The organism is Actinomadura chokoriensis, from assembly GCF_041463665.1.
Taxonomy (GTDB): Bacteria; Actinomycetota; Actinomycetes; order Streptosporangiales; family Streptosporangiaceae; genus Spirillospora; species Spirillospora chokoriensis_A.
In genome coordinates this window covers 118,939-142,723 of sequence record NZ_JAXCEJ010000017.1, presented here as the reverse complement: position 1 = coordinate 142,723, position 23,785 = coordinate 118,939, and the positions used below count along the sequence as shown (strand labels likewise).

General features: G+C 72.3%; 25 protein-coding genes, 3 tRNA genes and 1 pseudogene. 21 read left to right on the top strand and 8 right to left on the bottom strand.

The features are described from left to right. The first annotated feature begins 62 nt into the window (after positions 1 to 62). The 11 genes from SM418_RS25105 (at position 63) to SM418_RS25055 (ending at position 8,754) form a co-directional block, all read left to right on the top strand. Positions 63 to 1,166 carry a branched-chain amino acid aminotransferase gene (locus SM418_RS25105; RefSeq protein ID WP_371943610.1) on the top strand — a complete coding sequence of 368 codons (1,104 nt, stop codon included), beginning with the start codon at positions 63 to 65 and terminating at the stop codon, positions 1,164 to 1,166. Between the two features lie 237 nt (positions 1,167 to 1,403). Continuing rightward, the gene (gene cimA, locus SM418_RS25100; protein ID WP_371943609.1) at positions 1,404 to 2,981 is read left to right on the top strand and encodes a citramalate synthase; all 1,578 of its coding nucleotides are present in this window, start codon (positions 1,404 to 1,406) and stop codon (positions 2,979 to 2,981) included. A gap of 122 nt (positions 2,982 to 3,103) precedes the next feature. Further along, complete coding sequence (locus SM418_RS25095) at positions 3,104 to 3,385, top strand: GNAT family N-acetyltransferase (protein ID WP_371943608.1); 282 nt, start codon at positions 3,104 to 3,106, stop codon at positions 3,383 to 3,385. A 645-nt stretch (positions 3,386 to 4,030) separates the two neighbouring features. Beyond that, positions 4,031 to 4,318 carry a hypothetical protein gene (locus tag SM418_RS25090; protein WP_371943607.1) on the top strand — a complete coding sequence of 96 codons (288 nt, stop codon included), beginning with the start codon at positions 4,031 to 4,033 and terminating at the stop codon, positions 4,316 to 4,318. Positions 4,319 to 4,411: 93 nt separating this feature from the next. After that, a complete protein-coding gene (locus SM418_RS25085; protein WP_371943606.1) occupies positions 4,412 to 5,710 on the top strand; it encodes a cellulose binding domain-containing protein in 1,299 nt (432 codons plus the stop codon). A 22-nt stretch (positions 5,711 to 5,732) separates the two neighbouring features. Next, complete coding sequence (locus SM418_RS25080; protein WP_371943605.1) at positions 5,733 to 6,500, top strand: fumarylacetoacetate hydrolase family protein; 768 nt, start codon at positions 5,733 to 5,735, stop codon at positions 6,498 to 6,500. A 3-nt stretch (positions 6,501 to 6,503) separates the two neighbouring features. After that, positions 6,504 to 7,142: a DUF2461 domain-containing protein gene (locus SM418_RS25075; RefSeq protein WP_371943604.1), complete on the top strand. Its 639-nt coding sequence runs from the start codon at positions 6,504 to 6,506 to the stop codon at positions 7,140 to 7,142. A gap of 101 nt (positions 7,143 to 7,243) precedes the next feature. Then, positions 7,244 to 7,315: transfer RNA gene (locus SM418_RS25070), tRNA-Gln, on the top strand. A gap of 23 nt (positions 7,316 to 7,338) precedes the next feature. Continuing rightward, positions 7,339 to 7,411, top strand: a tRNA-Glu gene (locus tag SM418_RS25065). Positions 7,412 to 7,779: 368 nt separating this feature from the next. Then, a tRNA-Glu gene (locus SM418_RS25060) sits at positions 7,780 to 7,852 on the top strand. A 215-nt stretch (positions 7,853 to 8,067) separates the two neighbouring features. Further along, the gene (locus SM418_RS25055) at positions 8,068 to 8,754 is read left to right on the top strand and encodes a phosphatase PAP2 family protein (protein ID WP_371943603.1); all 687 of its coding nucleotides are present in this window, start codon (positions 8,068 to 8,070) and stop codon (positions 8,752 to 8,754) included. Between the two features lie 376 nt (positions 8,755 to 9,130). Here SM418_RS25055 and SM418_RS25050 read toward each other — a convergent pair. Further along, positions 9,131 to 9,715: pseudogene (locus tag SM418_RS25050) on the bottom strand (DUF6416 domain-containing protein); the annotation flags it as partial. On the opposite strand from SM418_RS25050, the gene SM418_RS25045 reads away from it, so the two are divergent. From SM418_RS25045 to SM418_RS25000, 10 genes are all read left to right on the top strand, one after another. After that, positions 9,671 to 10,474, top strand: a complete 804-nt coding sequence (locus SM418_RS25045; RefSeq protein ID WP_371943602.1) for an SAM-dependent methyltransferase — start codon at positions 9,671 to 9,673, stop codon at positions 10,472 to 10,474. The pseudogene SM418_RS25050 and the gene SM418_RS25045 sit on opposite strands and share 45 nt — an antisense overlap. 146 nt (positions 10,475 to 10,620) lie before the next feature. Further along, positions 10,621 to 11,082 carry a helix-turn-helix domain-containing protein gene (locus SM418_RS25040; RefSeq protein ID WP_371943601.1) on the top strand — a complete coding sequence of 154 codons (462 nt, stop codon included), beginning with the start codon at positions 10,621 to 10,623 and terminating at the stop codon, positions 11,080 to 11,082. A 112-nt stretch (positions 11,083 to 11,194) separates the two neighbouring features. Continuing rightward, positions 11,195 to 11,539: an NADH-quinone oxidoreductase subunit A gene (locus tag SM418_RS25035; RefSeq protein ID WP_371943600.1), complete on the top strand. Its 345-nt coding sequence runs from the start codon at positions 11,195 to 11,197 to the stop codon at positions 11,537 to 11,539. Further along, the gene (locus tag SM418_RS25030; RefSeq protein WP_371943599.1) at positions 11,530 to 12,348 is read left to right on the top strand and encodes a hypothetical protein; all 819 of its coding nucleotides are present in this window, start codon (positions 11,530 to 11,532) and stop codon (positions 12,346 to 12,348) included. The genes SM418_RS25035 and SM418_RS25030 overlap by 10 nt, the downstream gene beginning before the upstream one ends. After that, complete coding sequence (locus SM418_RS25025; protein WP_371943598.1) at positions 12,341 to 13,204, top strand: NADH-quinone oxidoreductase subunit H; 864 nt, start codon at positions 12,341 to 12,343, stop codon at positions 13,202 to 13,204. The genes SM418_RS25030 and SM418_RS25025 overlap by 8 nt, the downstream gene beginning before the upstream one ends. 12 nt (positions 13,205 to 13,216) lie before the next feature. Then, a complete protein-coding gene (locus tag SM418_RS25020; RefSeq protein WP_371943597.1) occupies positions 13,217 to 13,723 on the top strand; it encodes an NADH-quinone oxidoreductase subunit J family protein in 507 nt (168 codons plus the stop codon). Continuing rightward, complete coding sequence (nuoK, locus tag SM418_RS25015) at positions 13,713 to 14,018, top strand: NADH-quinone oxidoreductase subunit NuoK (RefSeq protein ID WP_371943596.1); 306 nt, start codon at positions 13,713 to 13,715, stop codon at positions 14,016 to 14,018. Before SM418_RS25020 ends, nuoK begins: the two co-directional genes overlap by 11 nt. Then, positions 14,015 to 15,634: an NADH-quinone oxidoreductase subunit 5 family protein gene (locus SM418_RS25010; protein WP_371943595.1), complete on the top strand. Its 1,620-nt coding sequence runs from the start codon at positions 14,015 to 14,017 to the stop codon at positions 15,632 to 15,634. The genes nuoK and SM418_RS25010 overlap by 4 nt, the downstream gene beginning before the upstream one ends. 4 nt (positions 15,635 to 15,638) lie before the next feature. Next, complete coding sequence (locus tag SM418_RS25005) at positions 15,639 to 17,120, top strand: complex I subunit 4 family protein (protein WP_371943594.1); 1,482 nt, start codon at positions 15,639 to 15,641, stop codon at positions 17,118 to 17,120. Next, on the top strand, positions 17,120 to 18,496 hold the full coding sequence (locus tag SM418_RS25000; protein WP_371943593.1) for an NADH-quinone oxidoreductase subunit N: 1,377 nt from the start codon (positions 17,120 to 17,122) through the stop codon (positions 18,494 to 18,496). The genes SM418_RS25005 and SM418_RS25000 overlap by 1 nt, the downstream gene beginning before the upstream one ends. Here SM418_RS25000 and SM418_RS24995 read toward each other — a convergent pair. From SM418_RS24995 to SM418_RS24965, 7 genes are all read right to left on the bottom strand, one after another. Beyond that, positions 18,486 to 18,887, bottom strand: a complete 402-nt coding sequence (locus SM418_RS24995) for an NUDIX hydrolase (protein ID WP_371943592.1) — start codon at positions 18,885 to 18,887, stop codon at positions 18,486 to 18,488. The genes SM418_RS25000 and SM418_RS24995 overlap by 11 nt on opposite strands. A gap of 5 nt (positions 18,888 to 18,892) precedes the next feature. Beyond that, positions 18,893 to 19,702 carry an SAM hydrolase/SAM-dependent halogenase family protein gene (locus SM418_RS24990; RefSeq protein ID WP_371943591.1) on the bottom strand — a complete coding sequence of 270 codons (810 nt, stop codon included), beginning with the start codon at positions 19,700 to 19,702 and terminating at the stop codon, positions 18,893 to 18,895. Further along, positions 19,588 to 19,872: an NAD(P)-binding domain-containing protein gene (locus SM418_RS24985; protein ID WP_371943590.1), complete on the bottom strand. Its 285-nt coding sequence runs from the start codon at positions 19,870 to 19,872 to the stop codon at positions 19,588 to 19,590. The genes SM418_RS24990 and SM418_RS24985 overlap by 115 nt, the downstream gene beginning before the upstream one ends. A gap of 79 nt (positions 19,873 to 19,951) precedes the next feature. Then, positions 19,952 to 20,260 (bottom strand): DUF202 domain-containing protein, encoded by a 309-nt coding sequence (locus SM418_RS24980; protein ID WP_371943589.1) that lies wholly within the window; start codon positions 20,258 to 20,260, stop codon positions 19,952 to 19,954. Next, on the bottom strand, positions 20,257 to 20,646 hold the full coding sequence (locus tag SM418_RS24975; RefSeq protein WP_371943588.1) for a YidH family protein: 390 nt from the start codon (positions 20,644 to 20,646) through the stop codon (positions 20,257 to 20,259). The genes SM418_RS24980 and SM418_RS24975 overlap by 4 nt, the downstream gene beginning before the upstream one ends. Positions 20,647 to 20,752: 106 nt before the next feature. Continuing rightward, positions 20,753 to 21,382, bottom strand: a complete 630-nt coding sequence (locus tag SM418_RS24970; protein ID WP_371943587.1) for a MerR family transcriptional regulator — start codon at positions 21,380 to 21,382, stop codon at positions 20,753 to 20,755. A gap of 59 nt (positions 21,383 to 21,441) precedes the next feature. Beyond that, positions 21,442 to 23,784, bottom strand: a complete 2,343-nt coding sequence (locus SM418_RS24965) for a glycoside hydrolase family 3 protein (protein WP_371943586.1) — start codon at positions 23,782 to 23,784, stop codon at positions 21,442 to 21,444. Position 23,785 lies beyond the last annotated feature (1 nt).

Sequence of the window (23,785 nt, the reverse complement as noted above, 5' to 3'; positions counted from 1 at the left end):
AGGGACTAGAGACGCCACAGCGGCGATGGGGCCGCCGGCGACCCGCGAGAGGACGAACCGCGATGAGCGACACCCTGGAGTTCGAGATCACGCGCAACGAGCGGCCCGTGACCGCCGGCGAGCGCGCGGCGATCCTGGCCGATCCCGGCTGGGGCCGGCACTTCACCGACCACATGGTCACGATCAGGTACTCGGCGGAACGCGGCTGGCACGACGCGAAGCTCGAACCGTACGGGCCGATCCCCATGGACCCCGCCGCCCAGGTGTTCCACTACGCCCAGGAGCTCTTCGAGGGACTCAAGGCCTACCGGCAGCCGGACGGCTCGATCGTCACCTTCCGGCCGTACATGAACGCGGCCCGGATGAACCGGTCGGCGAAGCGGATGGCGATGCCGGAGATCCCCGAGCAGCTGTTCGTGGACGCGATCGAGTTGCTCGTCCGCACCGACAAGGACTGGGTGCCGGACACCGAGGGGCACAGCCTCTACCTGCGGCCGTTCATGTTCGCCACGACCCGCGCCCTCGGCGTCAACAGCCCGGCGAGCGAGTTCCTTTTCATGGTCATCGCGTCCCCGTCCGGGCTGTACTACCCGCGCGGGATCAAGCCCGTCTCGGTGTGGCTGTCGCAGGACTACAGCCGCGCGGCGCCGGGCGGGACGGGCGAGGCCAAGTTCGGCGGCAACTACGCGGCGTCCTTCGCCGGGCAGGCCGAGGCCGTCCAGCAGGGTTGCGACCAGGTCGTCTGGCTCGACGCGGTGGAGCACCGCTGGGTCGAGGAGGTCGGGTCGATGAACCTCATGTTCGTCTACGGCTCCGGCTCGAAGGCCCGGCTCCTCACGCCCGCGCTCACCGGCACGCTGCTCGCCGGCGTCACCCGCGACTCGATGCTGAAGCTCGCCCCCGACCTCGGCCTCCCCACCGAGGAGGGCAAGATCAGCGTCGACGAGTGGCAGGCGGGCTGCGAGTCCGGCGAGATCACCGAGGTGTTCGGCTGCGGCACCGCCGCGATCATCAGCCCGGTCGGCTGGGTCAAGGGCCGCGACCGCGCGTGGACGATCGGCGACGGCGAGCCCGGCGAGATCTCGATGCGGCTCCGTCAGGAGCTGATCGGCATCCAGTACGGCACGCGTCCAGACCCCTACGGCTGGGTCCACAAACTCTCCTGACCTGCGGGTTCGCGGGCCCCGGCGGGTGGTGCGCCGGGGCCGGGGCGTCTCATGATCTGAGACGGATGTCCCGGGCATGAGAATCGTGTGGCAGACTGGGGCCATCATGCGCCACAGCCTCGTCATTATCGGCTGGCGCGCCGGCAGCGAATAGGACACCGCCGGCGCGCAGACCTCTCACGTCCGTGAGGGGTCTTTTTTGTGCCCTGGCGCTGATCCCTCTGGGGGTTCCCACCTATGCAAGGCGACGCGTTCCACGTCTACGACACCACCCTGCGCGACGGTTCGCAGCAGGAGGGGCTCAACCTCTCCGTGCCCGACAAGCTCGCCATCGCGCGGCACCTCGACGACCTGGGCGTCGGCTTCATCGAGGGCGGCTGGCCGGGCGCCAACCCCAAGGACACCGAGTTCTTCAGGCGGGCCCGCACCGAGCTCGACCTGAAGCACGCGCGGCTCACCGCGTTCGGCGCGACCCGCCGGGCCGGGGTGAAGGCGGCCGACGATCCCCAGGTCGCCGCGCTGCGCGAATCCGGCGCGTCCGTCGTGACCCTGGTCGCCAAGAGCCACGACAGGCACGTCGAGCTGGCCCTCCGCACCAGCCTGGCGGAGAACCTCGCGATGATCCGCGACACCGTCTCCCACCTGCGTGCGGAGGGCCAACGAGTCTTCCTGGACGCCGAGCACTTCTTCGACGGCTACAAGGCCAACCGCGCCTACGCGCTGGAGGCCGTCCGCACCGCCGCCGAGGCCGGCGCGGACGTCGTCGCGCTCTGCGACACCAACGGCGGCATGCTGCCGGACGAGCTGGCCGAGGTCGTCGACGAGGTCGTCGGCTACGGCGTGCGGGTCGGCATCCACTGCCACGACGACTCCGGCTGCGCGGTCGCCAACACGCTCGCCGCGGTGAAGGCCGGCGCCACCCACGTGCAGGGCTGCGCGAACGGCTACGGCGAGCGCAGCGGCAACGCGAACCTGTTCACGGTCGTCGGGAACCTGCAGCTCAAGCGGGGGATGAGCCTCGTGTCGGACGCGCAGCTCGCCGAGATGACCCGGATCGCGCACGCCGTCTCCGAGGTCACCAACGTCGCGCCGAGCTCGCAGCAGCCGTACGTGGGCGTGTCGGCGTTCGCGCACAAGGCCGGGCTGCACGCGTCCGCCGTCAAGATCGACCCGGACCTGTACCAGCACATCGACCCCGCCGCCGTCGGCAACGACATGCGGATGCTGGTGTCGAGCATGGCCGGACGCGCGTCCGTCGAGCTGAAGGGCCGCGAGCTGGGCTACGACCTGTCCGGCGAGAACTCCAAGGCCGTCGTCGCCAAGGTCAAGGAGCTGGAGTCCACCGGCTACACCTTCGAGGCCGCGGACGCCTCGTTCGAGCTGCTGCTGCGCGAGGAGCTGACCGGCGTCCGGCAGCGGCACTTCGAGGTCGAGTCGTGGCGGTCGATCGTGGAGCGCCGGCCGGACGGGTCCATGGTGAGCGAGGCCACCGTCAAGCTGCACGCCAAGGGCGAGCGGATCATCGCGACCGGTGAGGGCAACGGCCCCGTCAACGCCCTCGACAACGCGCTGCGCCTCGCGCTCGGCCGCCTCTACCCGGAGCTGGCGCGGCTGGAGCTGGTCGACTACAAGGTGCGCATCCTGGAGGGGACCCACGGCACCGAGGCGCGGACGCGGGTGCTGGTCGAGTCCGGCGACGGCGAGCGCGAGTGGGGGACGGTCGGCGTCGAGGACAACGTCATCGCCGCGTCCTGGCAGGCCCTGGAGGAGGCCGTGACCTACTGCCTGCTCCGCGCCGGGTACGAGGCGGGCTGACCGGCGCCTGGAGCGGAGCGTCGGCGGAGCCGAAAGCGGAGGTCAGCCGGGCTTCCGGGAGGCGTTGTCCACAACCGCCGCCGCCGGGGAATCTCTTGGCCCGTTCGGGCATTATCGGGGACATGAGCACAGAGATCAGCGACAACGCCGCGAAGAGCCGCTACGAGATCAGGGTGGACGGCGACCTCGCCGGGTTCGTCGAGTACGAACCGGGGGAGGGCGCCCTCACCTTCGTCCACACCGAGGTCGACTCCGCGTTCGAGGGCAAGGGCATCGGGAGCGCGCTCGCGCGCGGCGCGCTGGACGACGTGCGCGGCAAGGGGTTCTCGGTCGTCCCGGTATGCCCGTTCATCAAGAAGTGGATCGAGAGGCACCCCGACTACAAGGACCTCGTCGGCTCCTGACCGTCACACGGCGCGCAGCTCGGACCCGCCGCCTTGGCGGCGGGGGAATCTCTCGCGGGTCCGCGGACGCGGAGGATCCCGGCCGCCGCGCCGACGCCGCTCCGCAGTGCGAGCGCGTCACGGTCAACCTGACCGGCAAGGCCGTCCAGGCGCTCCAGCGCCTCCAGGACCAAGACCGGCTACAACAAGACCGACTGCATCAACCGCGCGCTGATCATCGCCGGCGACATCGAGGGCATGTCCCGCGACCCCGGCGCCTTCTGCTGGCGCGAAACCCCCGACAGCGACCTGATGCTCGTCCGCTTCGTCTGACCCGGCCGAGCCCTGTCCGCCTCCTGCGGAGGCCCCGGCCGCCGCCCGCTGGAAGTGGTGACCTGGAACCGGTCGTTCGAAAGAACGATGGTGTTTCCGTCGGTATCGGTACGGTTACGCAGAAAATTCGCCAAACCTGTCGAAAGCGGTGGCGGATTTCCCGCGCAGCATCCACTATGGGGATCTGCACGGCATGCGTGGCGTTCCCGCGTGCCGTCCTTCAACGAACCGACCTGCCGGAGTGATCCTATGCCCGTTCGACCCTGGACCCCTGAGGACCTTGGGCGTCCTACGGACGGGACCTGGGCCGACGTCGCCTTCGGCTTGGGGGAGATGTACGAGCGTGAGGGCGACCTCGACCAGGCCGCCGGCTGGTACCGGCGGGCCGCCGAGTCCGGGCGCGCCGACGCCGCGCTTCGCCTCGGCGCGGTGCTCGGGCGGATGGCCGACGCCGGGCTCGCCGGCGAATCGGCCGAGGACCTGCTGGCCGAGGCGACCCGCTGGCTCAGCGGCGCCCACGACGCCACCAGCCCCGACGCCATCGAGCTCATCACCGACATGCTCAACCGGCAGCTTCGGCAGGCCGCGCGCCGCGGGCTGGAGCCCACCCCGGCGGGCTGACCGCCCGGTGGACGCCTCCCGGTCCGGTGTGAACCGAAGCGCTTCGCCCGCCGTCGGAGTCCATGAGATCGGCGACGGCGGAGGGTGGACGAGTTGAGCGGCGAGGACCCCGGGTACGTGCCCCCGGACCACAGGACGACCGCCGAGTTCCGCGTGCCCGGCGGGGCCGCCGCGCCGGAGACCGGGGCGGGAGCCGATTCGACCGTCGTCGACAAGTCCGTGGACGACCTCGCGGATGCGACGCTCCAGGACTTCCCGGTCGACGACCCCGAGGACCCGCCGGAGGGCGACCCGGAGGCGACCTTCCATGACCTTCCGGGCGATGATCCGGAAGACGACTCCGAAGAGACCTTCCAGGACACCGCGGCGGACGATCGGGACGTGACCTTCCGCGACGTGCCCGAGAGGGGCCGCGACGCGTCTGAGACGGCCAAGGCGCCGGCGACCGTCACCGACATCCGGCTTGAGGAGCACGCTCCGCTCGTCCCGCCCCAGGCGGAGGCGGCGGTGTTCGAGCAGGGCGCGCCACCGGCGCCGGAACCGAGGCCCGCTTCCGCGCCGACTGAGCCGCCCGCACCCGCACCCCCGCCCGCGCCGTCACCGGTCGTCGGAGAGGCGCCCTGGACGGAGCAGTTCGGCGCCGGGCACCAGTCGACGTCTCCCGGCCAGGGCGCTCCGGCGTTCCCCTTCGTGATGCCCGCACCCGGGCCCGGCACCGGGCCGCAGCCCGTCGCGACCGCCCCGGCAATGCCGTCCGTGGGAGTGCCGCCGTCGCGGTCCAGACGGCCGATGGTCCTCCTCATCACGGTGATCGGCGCGGTGGTGCTCCTCTCCGCAGCCGGGCTCGTCGCGCTGCTGCTCACCGGGGGCGGCCCCGACGAGGAGAAGACCGCGACGCCGCCGTCACCGGCCGCGTCCGTCCCGGCGGGGGCCGGGGGAGCGACGCACGGGCCGGCGCCGTCGTCGTCCGGGGCCCCGTCGCCGAGCGGGGCCCCCGCGACGCCTCCGGCGGCGGGTCAGCCGCCCGCCCAGCAGCCCGGCACGCCGCCGCCCGCGACCACCGCCCCGATCGGGCCGCTCGTGCCGGGCAAGGGGATCACCTACCAGCTCGTCCAGCAGGACGAGGGGTACTTCGAGGGCAAGATGGTCATCACCAACCGCACCGACCGTCCCATGAAGGCGTGGAAGCTGACGTTCCGCGCCCCCGGTGCGGACGTGAAGAACATCTGGGGCGCGCGGCTCGTCCACGGCGGCGCGAAGGTGGAGATCCGGAACCTGGACGGCGCGCCCGCGATCCCGCCGGGCGGCACATGGGACGTCCAGTTCGGCGCGGCCGGGCCCGCGTCCACCCCGAAGGGCTGCGAGCTCAACGGCAGGGCGTGCGGCTTCTGACCGGGGTACTAGGCTCTCGAACATGCGTATCGCCAGGTTCTCCACCGACGACGGCATGTCCTTCGGTGTGGTGGAGGAGAACACCGTCGCCGCCATCGCGGCCCACCCGTTCGGTGAGCTGACCCTCACCGGGCAGCGCCTGCCGCTCGCCGACGTCCGGCTGCTCGCGCCGATCCTGCCCAGCAAGATCATCGCGATCGGGAAGAACTACGCCGACCACGTGCGCGAGATGGGCGGGGACGAGCCGCCCGCCGAACCGGTGATCTTCAGCAAGCCGTCCACCGCGGTGATCGGCCCGGGGGAGGCGATCGCCTACCCGCGCAAGCTGTCCGAGCGCGTCGACCACGAGGGCGAGCTGGCCGTCGTCATCGGGCGGATGTGCCGCGAGGTGCCCGCGTCCCGGGCAGCCGAGGTCATCCTGGGCTACACCTGCGCCAACGACGTCACCGCCCGCGACCTGCAGGCCAAGGACGGGCAGTGGACGCGGGCCAAGGGCTTCGACACGTTCTGCCCGATCGGGCCGTGGATCGAGACCGAGGCCGACCCCGCCGACCTGGCGATCTCCACGACCGTGAACGGCGAGGTCCGCCAGGACGCCCGCACGTCCCTGCTGCTGCACGACATCCCGACGCTCGTCGAGTACGTCAGCCAGGTCATGACGCTGCTGCCCGGCGACGTCATCCTCACCGGCACCCCCGCCGGCGTCGGCCCGTTGCAGATCGGGGACGAGGTCACCGTCACCATCGAGGGCATCGGCAGCCTCACCAACCGCGTCATCGCACGGGACTGAGCCGTGGCGTTCGCCGGCTTCACCGACGAGGCGTTCTCGTTCTACGAGGGCTTGCAGGGCGACAACAGCAAGCCCTACTGGACGTCCCACAAGGAGACCTACGAACGCCATGTTCGCCGACCCTTGACCGAGTTGTGCGCCGAACTCGAAGAGGAGTTCGGCGCGGTCAAGCTCTTCCGGCCGTACCGGGACGTCCGCTTCAGCAAGGACAAGTCGCCCTACAAGACGCACCAGGGCGGGCACACCGGCGAGGGCTTCTACATCCAGGTCGACGCGGACGGCCTCTTGGTCGCGGGCGGCATGTACGCGCCCACCCCCGATCAGCTCCGCCGCTACCGCGACGCTGTCGGGTCCGACGTCCACGGCGGCGAACTCCAGGCCATCGTGGACGACCTCCGCTCCGCCGGCATGGAGATCGCAGGGGACCGGCTCAAGACCCGGCCGCGCGGCACGGCGCCCGACCACCCGCGCCTCGAACTCCTGCGGCACCGCTCTCTCTACGCCCGCACGGGATGGCCGGCCGACCCGTGGATGGCGGACCCCGGCCAGGTCGTCACGCGGGTGCGGACGTCCTGGCGGCGCCTGCGTCCCCTCGTCGACTGGGGCCGGGAGCACATCGGCCCGCCCGACCTCACCCGGTGACCGCCGTCCTCGGGAATCGTTTTGGCCGTTGTCCCAAGGTCCTGTATTCTCATCGAGGCGCGAGCGACCGGCCGGAAACGGCACGGAAGCCCGTACCTCACTGGGGTATGGTGTAATCGGCAGCACGAGTGATTCTGGTTCACTTAGTCTAGGTTCGAGTCCTGGTACCCCAGCTGCGTCCGCTCAGGCGGACCACGCCCCCGTCGTCTAGTGGCCTAGGACGCCGCCCTCTCAAGGCGGTAACGGCGGTTCGAATCCGCTCGGGGGTACGTGATCGAGGCCGTTCATCGGCCTCCGGTCGATTTCGCCGCCTCGTGGCTTCTTCCAGAGGCCGGCCTCCTGGAACCCTTGATGTCCGGCTTCGCCCTTGCGATGGTCTGTGCTTATGCGCGAGGCCATTCTCCGCGAGCTCTCGAGGAAGTCAGTGACGCGCATCGTCCGTCCCGGATTCCGACCCAGAGCATCACGTGCCCGCGTCAGACGGAGACGGGCGCATCAGACGGAGACGGGCCGCATCGCCAGTCCTCGCGGGTCCGGCGCCTTGTCTGCGTTGAGGGGGAATCGTGTTCGTGGTGGGGGGCGGCGTCCGGTAGGCTGGGCGAGGCCCGAGCGGGGGATCGCTCGGGTGCATGGTCTGGCCCCCGTCGTCTAGTGGCCTAGGACGCCGCCCTCTCAAGGCGGTAACGGCGGTTCGAATCCGCTCGGGGGTACAACGGAACCGCAGGCCGCCTTCCCGGCGGACCTGCGGTTTTTCGATTGTGCGCGGGGTTCGCCGCCGCCGGTGGGAGATGCCGGGCGGCTTGGGTAAGGGCCCGTGGACGATCCCCACGTCCACGAGGAGCTCGAATCATGAACAGTGTGCGGGCCGTGCCCGATCCTGACGCCCTGACGTGGGAAGAGGCGGCGCGGCGGGAATGATCCTTCCGTGCGGTGGAGTTCGATTGCGCTGCTCTTCGGGATCATGGTGCTCGTCACCGTGGACGTGCTCCTCGACGGCCCGCTGAGGCACCTCGACTGGACCGTCCACGAGTTCTGCGACGCGCACGTCCGGGGCGGGTGGCTCACGGCCGTGCACGTGGCGACCAAGCTCGGCCAGCGCGGCGACCTGGTGCTGCTCATCATGCCGCTGGCCGTCGTGGCCACGGTGCGGACGCGCGCGCTCCGTTACGCGGTGCTGAGCGTGGTGATCGTGATCGTGCTGTCGCTGCTGCAGACCGGGCTGAAAGCGGTGATCCCCCGGACTTATCCGGTCAGTGGCACCGACGTGCTGTTCGCCGGCGGGGACGCCTATCCGTCCGGCCACACCCTCAACGCGTTCGTGCTCGTCTGGCTCATCCTCGAACTGCTGGTCGTCGCGTTCCCCGCCGTCCGGCTACCGCAGCGGTGGCGCCGAAACATCCCGCTGGTGACCGGCTGCGTCGCCGGGGCGGCGCTCACGCTGGCGGACGAGCACTGGCTCACCGACGTGCTGTTCAGCCTCGCGCTGGGCCCGGTCCTGCTGGCCGCCCTGATAGCAGCCGCTCCCCGAGTCCGGCGCGCGGACGGATGGCCGCGAATTCTCCGAACCCCCAGTCGCCCCATGCGACGCGTCCGTCGACCAGGACGAGGGTAGAGCAGCCGTCGGCTAGAGCGTACGGGCCGCCATGCAGGGATTTCACGAGTTCAACCCACACGTCGTGGTCCTCGTGCTTGAGCATCTGGCACGCGTCGGCGACGACGACGCACTGCCGGATCGACGTGGACCGGTCGCGCAGGTGTTCCAGCAGTTCCCTCCATCCCTGCGCGGCCTCGTAAGGCAGCTGCAGGGCCGCGACGAATTGCTGGACGGCCCTCAGCGCGGTCGTGCACGCAGAACCCAGCACCATTCGCACGTCGGTGCCGTTCAGAACGTCGTCCAGGCACCGAACGAGAGGCTGGACCTGATCGGCGGACGAGTTGAGGGCGATCACCTTGCCCGGCGACTTCGCCACTTCCGAAGCTTTCAGCGCGTTCTCGAAGATGTCGGCGGTCTCGTCTTTGATGCCATAGTCGGCGCCGTTGTCCCCTTCCCACCAGCAGAAGGGAAAGCGGCGGCCCGCCGCCTCACTCGCGTCCGCCATGCCCTGGAGGGAGCCCGCCAGCACCTTCGCCGGATTCTTCGTCTCCTCGGGATCGAGACGGAGTTCCTGCACCATCTCGGTGTTGTGGATTCTGTGCGCCCTGTGGCGCATGAGGTACAGGAGGATCTCGCGCCCCCTCTCGTCCAGCGCCTCCCAGCAGCGGAGCGCCCTGGCCTCGTCGCCCGGCAGCCATTCGGGGCCGTGGTGACCGGGACCGCCGCTGCGCTGCTCCCACAGGGGATGGTCGTCCTCCAGGTACACGCGAACCTCCTTGAGCGGGCCGGCGGGTGCCACCGCCCATGCTGGCGGACTTCCGGCTCCTTCAGAAGGGAAATCGGCGATGTGGCGCGAGGTGGCCTGGGGCTTCGCGTGGGCCGTGTATTTGGGGAAGGATGGGCAGTGATCACCGTCGTCTGAGGGAGCCAGCGCATGCCGGAGATGCCGCCACCGGAGATCGACACGAGCGCGCCGCATTCGGCCCGCATCTGGGATTACTGGCTGGGAGGCAAGGACAATTATCCGGTGGACCGGGAGGCGGGCGACGCCGTGCTGCGGATCCTGCCCGGGATCGCCGTCTCGGCCAAACAGGACCGGGCCTTTCTCGGCCGCGCGGTGCGTTTCCTGGTCGCGCAGGGCATACGGCAGTTCCTCGACCTGGGCACGGGCCTTCCCACCGTCGACAACACCCACGAGGTCGCCCAGCGCGTGGCGCCGGACAGCCGGATCGTCTACGTCGACAACGACCCGCTGGTGCTCGCGCACGCGCGTGCGCTGCTGACGAGCAGTCCCGAAGGCGCGTGCGACTACATCCAGGCCGACATCCGGGACACGTCGGCGGTGCTCGCCGAGGCGGCCGGCACCCTGGACTTCGGGCGCCCGGTCGCGCTCATGCTGCTCGGCGTGCTGAACCACATCCTGGACGACGGCGAGGCCCGGCGGCTCGTCGCCGATCTGCTCGACGGGCTCGCCCCCGGGAGTCACCTGGTCATCTCGCACACCTGCGACGCCACGACCGACGAACTGGACGGCGAGGCGATGCGCCGCGCGGTGCGGGAGGTGATGGAGCGCGGCGGGACGCCGATCCGCGCCCGGTCCCCCGAGGAGATCGAGACGCTGTTCACCGGCACCCGGCTGCTGGAGCCGGGGGTGGTGTCGTGCTCGCGGTGGCGTCCCGACCCGTCTCCGTGGCGCGAAGCGGAGGTCCCGCACTTCAGCGGCGTCGCCGTCCTCTGACCGGGGAGCTGACCACCGGAAGACGCGGCCCGCATGGGACCGCGTGAGAACATGCCGTTTCGCGTGTGGTGATGCCCACTTCCGCGGCCCTGCGGTCGCGTGTCATTGGCTGACGAGGAGGGATGTGGTCAACTAAAATCATTGGCATGGGGAGGGGCATGATGCGGGAGCACGTGGACGGGATCTCGCCGGGGGCGTCGCTGGCCGAGAAGGTGGAGTGGCTGATCCAGAACCTGTGGCCGGCGGACGCCGGACCGCCGCGCAACAACGTGGAGACCGCCGCCGCCATCGCGCAGGCCACCGGGGAGGACATCTCGTCCACCACCGTCTGGAAGCTGCGCACGGGCAGGCAGGAGAACCCGCAGCTCAAGACGCTGACGGCGCTCGCGACGTTCTTCGGCGTGCCGATCGGGTTCTTCGGGTTCGCCGGCGAGTCCGAGCCCATCGGCGACGACCTGACGATCAAGGCGCTGCGCCGGGACGTCGAGCAGGGCGTGATCCGGCCGGAGGTGCTGCGCGCCCTCGTCGACCTGTCCCCGCGGGCCCGCTGGGTCGTGGACGAGATGATCCTCGCCGCCGCCGCGGCCGACCGGGAGCGGAACCGCTAGCAGCGACCGCTCGCGCCGGCCGCCGTCGTGCGCGCCCGGCCCGGTGATGAGGCGATGTTTCGCGGCCGTCCCGATCAGGTAGAGGCGGACTAGCCGTCCACCGGGAGTCGTGATGCCGCCGTACGCCGTCGTCCTGTCGGTGCTCGGGCTGGTGGCGGCGGTCATCGCGGCCGTCTACGCGGTGTCGTTCGCGGTCGCGCCGCGCGCGTTCGAGGCCGGCCCGTTCCTTTCGGGGGCCCGCCCGGCCGAGCACGCGCTGTCGCGGTACCACGTGCGCTGGTACGCGGTGTCGATGGTGTTCCTCGCCTTCGACATGGAGATGGTCTTCATGTTCCCGTGGGCGCTCGTCGTCGCTTCCGTGGGCGCGAAGGCCGTCGTGGAGATGTTCGCCTTCCTCGCGCTGCTGCTGGTCGGCGTCCTGTACGCGTGGCGGGAGGGGGCGCTGCGGTGGGCCTGAGACGCGACCCGCGCCCGCTCGTCGTGTCCGCCGCGGACGGGACGAGGGACAGGCTCGCGGTCGAGGCCGAGCTTCGGCGGCGCCGGTGGCGTCCCGCGCTGTCGCCCGCCGAGACGGGGATGCTCGTCGTCTGCGGGAATCCGGGGGCGGCGCTGGAGGCGGCCGTCGACACCGTCTGGCGGGACATGCCGGAGCCGCGCACCCGGGGGTTGGACGGCGCCACCGGTGGCGAGCGCCCTCCGCTGGAGCTGGACGCGGCCATGGCCGACCGCGCGGACGACCGGGACGGGCTGCGGCTCGACGTCCTGCATGTGCCGCTCGGGCCCGTGCTGCCGTACTGGCCCGCTGGGCTGCGCGTCGATCTGACGTTGCAGGGGGACGTCGTCCAGTCGGCGGAGGTATCCGTCGTCGACCGCGCGGACGGGACCTTCTGGACGGAGGACAGGCGAGTGGCGGCCCGGCTCGACACCCTTTCGCGGTTCCTGCGCGTCGCCGGGTGGGAGGCGGCGGGGGAGCGGGCCGCCGTGCTGCGCGACGAGGCCCTGGACGGTGCGCCGGCCGCGCGATTCAGGTCGTTCGCCCGGAAGGTCCGGCGGTCGCCCGCTCTGCGATGGATGATGCGCGACGTCGGTGGTGTGCGGGAGCGGGTCGAGGGCTGGCTCCGGGAGATCGAGGGGGCGGACGGTTCGCGCGCGTCCGCACGGGAGGCGCTTGAGGCGCTGCCCTCGCTGCTCGAAGGCGCCGGGCTGGCCGAGGCGCGGTTGATCGTGGCGAGCCTCGATCCGGACCTCGGGGCGATCGATGATTGAGGTCGCCGTCCTCGGCGTGCTGGCGGTCGCGGCGGCCGTGCTGAGCGGCGCGTTGGCGGGACGTCCCGCCGCGCCGTTCCAGGAGGCCGTGCGCCTGCTGACCATGCAGCGGCGTGTCACGGCGAGGGCCGACCGGCTGCTGACCGGGATCGGGGTGGTCTCGCTGCCGGTGGCGGCGGCGCTCGCGGCGCTGGTCGTGCCGTTCGGCGAGCGCGCGGCCGTGGGGACGGGCGTCGGCGTCGTCTGGTTCAACGCGATGGAGGTCGTCGCCTGGGGGTCGGTGTGGCTGGCGGGCTGGGGCGCCAATTCGGCGTACGCGCTGGCCGGCGGGTACCGGTTCGTCGCGCAGGGCCTCGCCTACGAGCTGCCGCACATGTTCGCGCTCGTCACCGCCGCGCTCGGCGCGCACTCGCTCGACCTGCGGGTCGTCGCGCAGGCGCAGGACGGGCTGTGGTTCGCCGTCTGGATGCCGGTCGCGTTCGCCGTCTACCTGATCTCGGTCCCGGCGATGGCGTTCTGGGGTCCGCTCGGCCATCCGGTGGGCGCCGACCTGGCCGGGGGAGCGATGGCCGAGCTGTCCGGGCCGGACCGGCTCGTCTTCCAGGCCGGGCGGTACGGGCTGCTCGCGGTGGGGGCGGCCGTCGCCGTCCCGCTGTTCCTCGGCGGCGGGGCGGGCCCGCTGCTGCCCGGATGGCTGTGGTCCCTGGTGAAGACGTGCGCCGTCCTCGCCCTGCTGGTGTGGACGCGCCGGCGCGTGCCCGTGCTGCGCATGGACCGGGCCATGACGGCGGCGTGGACGGTGCTGATCCCGGCCGCGGTGCTGCAGATGCTCGTCGTCGGGATCGTCGTCGTCTGAGGGAGGGATGCCGTGGAGGCCGTCGCGTTCTGGGTGCTCGCCGTGGCCGCGGTGGGGACCGGTGTCACCGTGTTCGCCGTCGACTCGATGGCGCGGGCGACGTTCGCGCTGCTCGCGTCCTTCCTGTGCGTGGGCGCGGAGCTGCTGCTCGTCGGCCTGCACTACCTCGGCGTCCTGGTGATCCTGATGATGATCATGGAGATGCTGGTGATGGCCGTCTTCATGGTCATGTACATGATGAATCCGGCCGGGCTGATGCCGATGTCCATGCTGCACAACAGGCGCGGCGCGTTCGGCATCTCGGGCGCGGTGTTCGCGGCGCTGGCGGCGGGGATCTTCGCGATCCCGTGGCCGGAGCGCGCGGGACGCCCGCCCCGCGACCCGACGTTCGCGCTCGGTGAGTCGATCATGGGGCCGAAGATGCTGGTCATGATGGTGATCGGGATCGCGATCCTGGCCACCATGATCGCCTCGGTGGTGCTGGCGACGCATCGGGGACGGTACGACCGTGACGCTTGAGACGTTCCTGCTGCTGGCCGCCGCGCTGTTCTGCGTCGGGCTGTTCGGGGCGCTGTCGCAGCAGTCGGTCGTGATGGTGATGATGGGCCTGGAACTCATGATCAACGGTGTGGTGGTCGCGGCGGCCGGGTTCTGGCACTGGGTGTCGCCCGGCCTGGCGGACGGGCAGGTCCTCGTGCTCGTCGCAATCACCGTGATGGCGCTGGAGATGGCGATGGGCTTCGCCGTCGTCACCGCGCTGTTCCGGGCCCGGGACGTCGACATGACCGACGACGCGGGGGATCTGCGCGGATGAGCCTTCGGCTGGGCGGGCTCGCGGTGGACGGGTTGTCCGCCGTGCTGCTGGTGACCCTGGCCGTCGTCCTCGCGGCGGTCCTCGTGTTCGCGGCGGGGGAGCGGTACGGCGCCCGCTTCTACGGGCTGATGGTGCTGTTCGCCGCGGCGATGGCGGTCACGGTCACCGCGACGGACCTGCTCATGCTGCTGATGGGCTGGGAGGTCATGGGCGCGATGTCGTACGCGCTCATCGGCTACGCGTGGTCGGACGCGGACCGGGTCCGGTCGGCGGATGTGGCGTTCCTGACGACGCGGACCGCCGACATGGGGCTTTACGCGGCCGCCGGGTTCGCGCTCGCCGGAGCCCACTCGCTGAGGCTGGACGCGCTGGCGCAGGCGGACGGCCCGTGGCGGGACCTGATCGCGGCCGGGATCGCGGTGTCCGCGCTGGGGAAGTCGGCGCAGCTTCCGTTCTCGTTCTGGCTGGCGCGGGCCATGTCGGGGCCGAGCCCGGTGTCGGCTCTGCTGCATTCGGCGACGATGGTCGCGGCCGGCGCCTACCTGCTGATGCGCGTCCATCCGCTGCTGGCCGCGACCGGCTGGGCGGACGCGCTCGTGGCCTGGGCGGGCGCGGTGACCGCCCTGGTCCTTGGTGCCGTCGCGCTCGCCCAGCGCGACCTCAAGCAGCTTCTCGCCGCCTCCACGTGCGCGCAGATCGGCTTCATGGTGCTCGCGGCCGGCGCGGGCGAGGTGGGCGCCGGGACGGCCCAGCTGGTCGCGCACGCGGCGGTGAAGAGCCTGCTGTTCCTCTGCGCCGGCGCGTGGCTGGTCGCGCTCGGGACTCAGCGGCTGGACGAGCTGCGGGGCGCGGCCCGGCGGCACCGGCTGGTCGGCGCCGCGTTCGCGGTGGGGGCGCTCGCGCTGGCGGGCCTCCCTCCGCTGTCGCTGTGGGTGACGAAGGACGAGGTGCTGGCCGGCCTGCCACCCGGCCTGCTCGCGGTGGGCCTTGCGGCTTCGGTGGTTTCGGCCGCCTACGCGGCGAAGGCGCTGTTCGCGGTGTTCCGCCCGGCCGAGGGGGGCGGGGTGCGGGTACCCGTCCTGGGGCAGGTCCCGCTGGTCGTGCTGGCCTTCGCGGCGGGCGTGCTCGGCGTGCTCGGGCTCCCGGTGGCGGCCGAAGCGTGGCGCCGCCTGCTCGGGGTTCCGGACGAGAGCGGCACCGACACGCGGGTACTCGCCCTCTCCGGGACGCTGGCGCTGATCACGGTCGCCGCGGTGGGGTTCGTCCGGCGGGTTCCGGCCCCCGGATGGGCGGCGGAGTGGCTGTATCTGGAGCGGGCCGCCGGCGCCGCCGTGGTGCGTCCGGCGTTCGCGGTCGCGCGGGCGCTGGCGCGGTTCGACGACCGGGTCGTGGACGGGTCCGTCCGGGGCGTCGCACGCGGCGGCAGGTGGGCGGCGAGCCTGACCGGGCGCCGGATCGAGATCCGCATGGACGGCCTCACCCGCGTGGTCGCCCGCGCCGCCCGGACCCTCGCCGTGCTGGCCCGCCGCCCGCAGACGGGGCAGATCCATATGTACTACGCGCAGGCCGCGGTGGTGCTCGCGGTGCTCGTCGCCATCGCCGTCCTGGCCGGGTGAGCCGATGCCGACCCTGATGATCTTCCTGCCGCTCGCCGTCGCGGTGGCGCTGCCGGCCGTCCCGCGCTGCGCGGTGCCGTGGACATGGATCGGCGCCAGCCTCGCCGAGGTCGCCCTCGTCTCCTGGATGTGGGTCTCGCATGGGACGAGAGACGGCGTGTCGTTCGAGACGAACGTGCGGTGGATCCCGTCCGTCCGGGCCGGGTACCACGTCGGTGTCGACGGCCTCTCGCTGCCGCTGCTCGCCCTGACCGCCGTGCTGTTCGCGGCGTGCGCGGTGTACTCGCTGAGGCAGACGCATAGGGTGCGGGCCTTCGCGATGCTGTTCCTCTTCCTGGAGACGGTGTGCCTCGGACTGTTCGCGGCCCTGGACCTCCTGCTCTTCTTCGTGTTCTTCGACCTGTCGATCGTCGGCATGTACTTCGTGATCCTGCTCTGGGGGCACGGTGACAGGTCGCGATCGGCGCTGAAGTTCTTCCTCTACACGTTCCTGGGATCGCTGATCCTGCTGCTGGGGTTCATCGGCCTCTACCTGGGCGCCGACCCCAACACGTTCGACATGGTGGAACTGACCCGCCACCCGCCCCTGCGCGGCGGCCTGGCCGGGCTGACCCTCCTCGCCGTCGGGATCGGCCTCGGCATCAAGACGCCCGTCGTCCCGTTCCACACCTGGCTGCCGCCCGCGCACACCGACGCGCCCGCCGCCGGGTCGGCGATCCTCGCCGGGGTCATGCTGAAGATGGGCACGTACGGGCTCGTCCGGATCGCGATGCCGATGCTGCCGGACGCCTGGCGCCGCCACGCGCTCGCCGTGCTGATCGTCGGCCTGGCCGGCGTCCTGTACGGGGCGCTGGTCGCCCTCGCGCAGGACAACGTCAAGCGGCTCGTCGCCTACACGTCGGTGAACCACATGGGCTACATCGTCCTGGCGCTGGGCGCGGCCGGGTACGCCTCCGGCGACGCCGACGCCCGGCGGCTCGCGGTGACGGGCGCGGTGACGCAGATGGTCAGCCACGGGCTCGTCACCGGCGCGCTGTTCCTGCTGTGCGGGGTCCTGTACGACCGGGCCGGGAGCTACGACCTCGCGCGGTTCGGCGGACTCGCGCGTGGCGCGCCCGTGTTCGCCGGGTTGTTCGCGGTGGCCGCGTTCGCGTCGCTGGGGCTGCCCGGCCTGTCCGGGTTCATCGCCGAGTTCCAGATCCTCGCCGGGACGATCGGGAGCGGCACGGCGGCGGCCGCCGTGGCCGGCGCGCTCGCGATCACCGGGATCGTGATCACCGCGGCGCTGTTCCTGCGCGTCCTGCACCGGGCCGTGCTCGGGCCGCCGGGCGAGCTGACCGCGCGGGTCACCGACGTGCGGCGGCCCGAACTGGCCGCGCTCGCCCCGCCGCTGTCGCTGTCGCTGCTCATCGGCGTCGCGCCGGGCGGCCTGCTCGGCACGATCGAGCCGCTGTCGGCCGCCGTCGTCGCGCTGGTGGGACGGTGATGAACGAGAATCCCGCCGACCTCGCCCCCGAGCTGTGCGTGCTCATCGCGGCCGTGCTCGGCCTGGTCAACGGGCTCTTCCTGCCCCGCGAACGGCAGTGGCGGGTCGCGGTGATCTGCGCGGCGGGACTCCTCGCGGGGCTGGCCGTCGCGGGCGTCGCGGCGACCCGCGCCGACCTGACGGTGTTCGACGCGTTCCTCGTCGACCCGATCACGCACGTCACCCGGATCGCCGTGCTGGGCGCGACGCTCGGCGTGCTGCCGCTGGCCGCCGGGCGGGTGCGCGGCCATCCCCGGGAGAGCGAGCACTACGTCCTGATCCTGCTGTCGGCGCTCGGGACGATCGTGCTGGGCGCCTCGTCCGACCTGCTGGTGCTGGTCGCCGGCTACCTGCTGGCGAGCATCCCCGCGTACGCGCTCGCCGCGTTCGGCGAGGACGGGCCCGGGACCGAGGCGGCGCTGAAGTACTACCTGATGGGCGCGCTGCTCGGCGTGTTCATGCTCGCCGGGGTGACGGTGCTGTCCGGGGTGGGACGCGGCACCGCGTATCCGGCCCTGCGCGCCGGGCTGGCCGGCGCCCCTTCCGTCGCGGTCGCCGCCGGTGTCGTCGCGCTGCTCGCGGGGCTGCTGTTCAAGGCGGGCGCGGTCCCCGGGCATTTCTGGGTGCCGGACGTGACCGAGGGCGCCCCACCGGCGATCGCCGCGTTCGTCACGACGGTCCCGAAGATCGGGGCGTTCGCCGCGCTCTACCGGTTCGGCGCGGAGGCGCTCCCAGCGGGCGCCGCCGGATGGCCCGCGCTCGTCGCCGTGATCGCGGCGGCCACGATGACGCTCGGAAACCTCGCCGCGTTCGGGCAGGACAACGTGCGGCGGCTGCTCGCGTACTCGACCGTCAGCCAGGCGGGCTACCTGCTCGTCCCGGTCGCGATGGCGGGACGCACCGGCCTGGCCGAGCCCGCGCTGCTGTACTACGTCGCCGCTTACGCCGTGACGAACCTCGGCGCGTTCGCGGTCGTCCTCGCCCACGGGCGCGACGACCTGGCCGGATACGCCGGACTGATGCGCGCCTCCCCGCCGCTCGGGCTGTCGCTGGTCGTCTGCCTGCTCGGCCTCGTCGGCACGCCGCCGACCGCCGTGTTCGTCGGGAAGGTCCTGATGTTCGGCGCGGCCCTGGACGGCGGCTACCTCTGGCTCGCCGTCTTCGCCGCCGTGAACACGGTCGCGAGCGTGTTCTACTACCTGCGCTGGATCGTCCCGCTGTTCCGGCGACCGGACGGGCCGTCCCGTCCGGCGCGCGGCGCGACGGCGGTCGCCGTCGTCACCGCGCTGTTCTCGCTGGTCCTCGGCATCGGCAGCGGCCTCGCGCTCACGGGCTGAGCAGGCCGCGCTCTCCGGCGAGGTCGAGCGCGGCCTGGGACGCCGGGGCGAGCAGGTGCCGGTCGTCGCGCCCCACGTAGAGGTACTCGTCCACCTCGCCGGTCGGCGTCATGGCGCCCCGGTGGGCGGCGGTGAAGCAGGCCATCCGCACGCGGGAGAAGCCAGGCTGGTCATGGGCGGCCGCCCAGATGACGCCGAGCTCCCGGAAGGACGCCCTGTCCAGTTCGAGCGCGAGCTCCTCGCGGACCTCGCGGGAGAGCGCCGACCAGTCGTCCTCCCCGGCTTCGCGCTTGCCGCCGGGCAGGTAGAGCAGGTCACGCCCCCGGGACCGGACGGCGAGCATCCGCCCGTCCGACACCTCGACCCATGCGACCACATCGAGAAACGCCACGCCGCTCAGTGTGCCAGCCGCACCGTGACCGCCTCGGCGCCGCCGAGGCCGAGCGCGCCGGCCGCCGAGCCCTGGTTGACGGCCAGGCCCAGCCAGCCGGACGAGTCGGTCCACAGGAGCGGCTCGCCCGGGGCGACGCCGCCGAAGGTCTCCTCGAACGTGAGTCGCGCGGTGCCGGTCTCCCAGGTGACCCGCAGCGGCGTTCCCGGTGGCAGGTCGCCGAGCGCGGCGGCCAGGTCGGAGGGCTCGGCGCCCAGGATCAGGCTGCCGAAACGGTCGGTGTAGAGGACGGGGGCCGTCAGCTCCCCGTCCACGATCGCCGGTGGCGGGACGTCCAGCGGCAGCGGGTCGACCGGGGCGCCGAGATCGGCCACGTCCACGCCGGTGGCGAGGTGCGCGGCGGCGGGGGAGAAGATGTCGCGGCCGTGGAACGAGGCCGACACCTCCGGCAGGCGGTACTCCGGGTTCTCCAGCGCGTGCGCGCGGACGACGCCGCCAAGCCGTTCGGCGGCCGGGACGAGCAGCCCGTTGTCGGGGCCGACGAGCACGTCCCCGCGTCCCGTCTCGACCGCGACCGGGCGGCGCCGCGTGCCGACACCGGGGTCGACGATCCCCGTGTGCACGCCGACCGGCAGGTACGGGAGCGCCTGCCGGAGCAGCATCGCGCCCTCGCGGACGCCGAACGGGGTGATCTCGTCACTCAGCACCAGCACGTTCGCCGCAGGCGCGATCGTGTAGACGACCCCCGCGCAGATGGACGTGTACGCGGCGCCGAAGTCGGTCGCCAGGCTGACGAACGGGCGGCTGCCGGGCATGCGCCCGAGCCTACCGAGCCCGGGGGTGTGGCCCGCTGGGCGGCGCGCGGGAGCGCCGCCGCCCGGCCGGGCGTCCGGTTCCAGACGGTCAGGTCGTGACCGGCGGCGTACAGCCGACCGGCCATTGGGGCGCCCATGCGGCCCAGTCCGAGAAAAGCGATTCTTGTCATGGCGGAATCGACGTTAAGTGCCGCAGAGACATGACACCAGCGAAGACTTCGCACGGGTGCCATGCGCGACACGCATGGCTCAGGAGAGGGCGAAGAGCAGCACCACGACGGCCAGCAGCGTCGCCAGGCCCGTCATGACGAGCACGGAGACCGGGTCGGCCGCGCCGTGGCCGGCGGGCAGCCGGTGCCTCCGCAGCCGCAGGCTCACCCGGTTGCGGCGGACCAGCAGCGCGGCGCCGCCGCAGACGACGGCGGCCGCCACGGCCGCGCCGGGCGCCGAGGGCGCGACCCGCACGCACAGCAGCCCCACGACGATGAGGGAGAGGGTGGTCCGCGACCAGGCGAGCGCCGTCCGTTCCGGCTGCGCCCCCCGGTCCCAGAGTTTCACCGGGTGACCAGCACGGCCACCAGCAGGACGATCGCGGCGACCGCGATGCCGTAGGCCATGATCGGCGCGAGCGCGGGCGGCGGGAGCGTCTCGTCCCGGCGCAGGGCGCGCTCGGTGCGCAGCCAGCGGCGGAACGCGAGCGCGGCGACGAGCGCGCCGGTCGCGGCGAAGCCGACCGCGAGGCCCTGCCGCAGCGCCGGCTCGGCGAAGTCGCCGGCGAGCGCGACGCCGATGCCGCCCGCGATCAACGCCAGCGCCGTGCGGATCCAGGCCAGGAACGTCCGCTCGTTGGCGAGGGTGAAGCGCGGGTCGGGGTCGCTGCCCTCGGCGAGCAGGCGGTCGGCCCACCTGCCGCCTGGCGAGCGCCGTGGCTTGATCGTGGTCATCGCCATTCATATTAGGCGACCGAAGTGAATGCCTTATCGCCCGCCCTTGAATGCCGATTCCTACCAATTATGCGGGAAATTGCGGGCGGGTGCCGGAGCGGCGGGGTCAGCGGGCGCCGAAGCGGCGGGCGGAGGCGTCCTCCTGGGCCAGCCGGTGCAGCGCCGTGAGGACCTGCTCGTAGAGGACGGTGGAGACGAGCAGCGAATGCACCGTCCGGCTGCGGGGCGCGCCCTCGGCGACCCTGCCGATCTCGTGCTCGCCGACCTCGGTCGCCGCCTTCACGTAGGGCCGCAGGTCCTTGAGGGTGATGGGGAAGCCGAGGCGGCGCAGCGCCACGAACGTGTGCGCGAGCAGGTCGCGGGCGGGGGCGTCGGCGCCGACGGTCCAGCCCAGTTCGCGGACGAGGGAGTCCACGTCCTCGCGGGCGGCGCGCCAGTGCGGGTCGTGCGGCGCGGCGACGTGCGGGCCGATCGCGTGCTGGGTGGTGGCGAACAGGTCGTGCAGGCTGACCCGGTCGTCCTCGACCGCGGCGATGATCTGCTGGATCGCCGCCACCGGCAGGTCGCCGACCTCGCGCAGCGCGTTGATCAGCCGCAGCCGCTCCAGATGGCGGCCGTCGTACTCCGAGCGGGTCGCGCTCACCGCCGAGCCCTTCGGGAGCAGGCCCTCCCGGATGTAGAACTTGATCGTCTGGACCGTCAGCCCGCTCCGATCGCTGAGCTCGGAGATCTGCACCGTCGAACCCCCTTTGCCGGGGGTCAACGGTATCCAGGCCGGGGGAATGGATACTGGCACTATCCAATGTCTGTCTGAGTTGTACCGGTTCGAAGGTCGGTGACCGACCGGCCCGCCCGGAGCGCGCACGGGACGGGGAGGCGCTCGTCCAGCGCGATCCGGACCGCGACCGCCTCGCCCGGGGCCGCCTCGGCGACCGCGAAGCCCGCGAGCCGGACCGTCCCGTCCGCCGTGGCGTAGCACTGGACGACCTCGCGCCCGGCCCGGCTCCCGGTGTTTTGGACGGTCACCTCCGCGACGCCGCCCGAGACGGTCAGCGCCCCGTACTCCCACGTGGTGTAGCCAAGCCCGTGCCCGAACGGGTAGGCGACCTGGCCGGGCGCGTAGTGCCGGTAGCCGATCGCGGTGCCCTCGGCGTAGTCGAGACTCCCGTCCCCGGCGGGGATCGGCGACAGGACGCCGTCGTGCGACGCGGGGAACGTGGTGGGCAGCCGCCCGCCCGGCTCGGCCGCGCCGGTCAGGACGTCCGCGATCGCGTCGCCGCCCTCCTGGCCCGGCAGCCATGCCCACAGGACGGCGGCGACCTCGTCCCGCCAGGGCATCAGCACGGGCGCGCCCGCGTTCACGACCACGATCGTGCGCGGATTGGCGGCGGCGACGGCGGAGACCAGTTCGTCCTGGCGGCCGGGCAGGGTGAGGGACGTGCGGTCGAAGCCCTCGCTCTCCACGTCGTCGTTCGTGCCGACGACCACGGCGGCGGCGTCGGCGTCGCGGGCGGCGGCCACGGCGGCGGCGAGCGCGCCGTCCTCGGACGGGTGCGGCTCATGGTGGCCGATTCCGAACGCCGTCCCGAAACGTCCGGGCGCGTGGGTGTGGTGCAACTCGACCGGAACGGGCACGCCCGCATCGAGTTCCACCTCGACCCGGTGCTCCGGGGGGCGCAGCAGCGCCTCCACCGGATCGCCCTGGCCGGGCGTCAGCGTCGCCGCCGCGCGGGTCTCGCCGACGCGCAGCTCGAACTCGCCGACCCCCGCGATCGCGAACGTGTGCACACCGTCCTCGGCCGGGGTCACCTGCGTGCGGGCGACGATCCGAGCGGTTCCCCTGGGGATTCCGCCGAGGAAGACGAGATGCGCCGCCTTGCGGAGCTCCGACTCGATCAGGGCGCCGTCGGCGTCGAAGAACTCAAGCCGCACGCCACGTTCACCGGTCTCAGGATCGGTCGTGAGGGAGAGCGGCAGGAACGCCAGGCGGCGGTGCGAGTAGACGCCGGGACGGACGATCAGCTCCGTGCCGTCCCCGAGTGCCCGCCGCAGCCCCTCGACCGGATTCACGACATGCTCCGGATTGACGTGCGCGCTGCCGCCGCCCTGTGCGCTGAACCGAACCGCGTTGGGGCCGATCACCGCGAGCCTGCGCACGGCGTCCAGCGGCAGGGCGCCGTTCTCGTTCCGCAACAGCACGGCCGACTGGGCGGCCGCGTCCCGCAGCCTCGCGCGGGCGTCGGGAGGCGTCGTCGCCATCGGCGGCTGGGGAAAGCCGTCGAGTGCGCCCACGCGCGCGGCCAGCCGCAGGACGCGCAGAACCTTGTCGTCGATCAGCTCCTCGGCGACCCCGCCCTCGCGGACGGCCGCGACGAGCTTGTCCCGCCAAGGGCTGGTGGGGAGGCCGGGCATCTCCACGTCCATTCCCGCGTTGGCGCTCTCCTCGGTCGAGCGGATCGCCGTCCAGTCCGAGAGGAGGACGCCGTCGAAACCCCAGCGCTCCTTCAGCACGCCGGTCAGCAGCTCGCGGTGCTCCGTCATGGACGTGCCGTTGACCTTGTTGTAAGCGGCCATCACCGCCCACGCGCCCGCCTTCACCGCCGCCTCGAACGGGCGCAGGTACAGCTCGTCCAGGGCCTCGCCGCCGATGCGCGCGTCGTAGGACATGCGCGCGGTCTCGGAGTCGTTGCCGACGAAGTGCTTCACCGTCGCCGCGACGCCCGCCGACTGGACGCCCCGCACGAACGCGGCGCCGATGCGGGCGGTGAGCAGCGGGTCCTCGGAGTAGTTCTCGAAGTGGCGGCCGCCGAGCGGCGTCCGGTGCAGGTTGATCGTCGGCGCGAGCTGGACGTGCACGCCCTTGTCGCGGGCCTGCGCGCCGTTCAGCCGCCCGATCCGCTCGGCGAGCGCCGGATCCCACGTCGCGGCGAGCGCCGTCGGGTTCGGGAACAGCAGGCTCGGGCGGCGCTCGTCCCAGGCGGTGCCCCGCACGCCGGACGGCCCGTCCGACATGACGAGACCCCGCAGCCCGATCCTGGGGACGGGGCGCAGGGTCCAGAAACCGTCGCCGGTGAGCAGGTGGACCTTCTCCTCCAGGGTGAGGTCCGCGAGCCGTTCACGAAGACGGGTTTCGTCCATC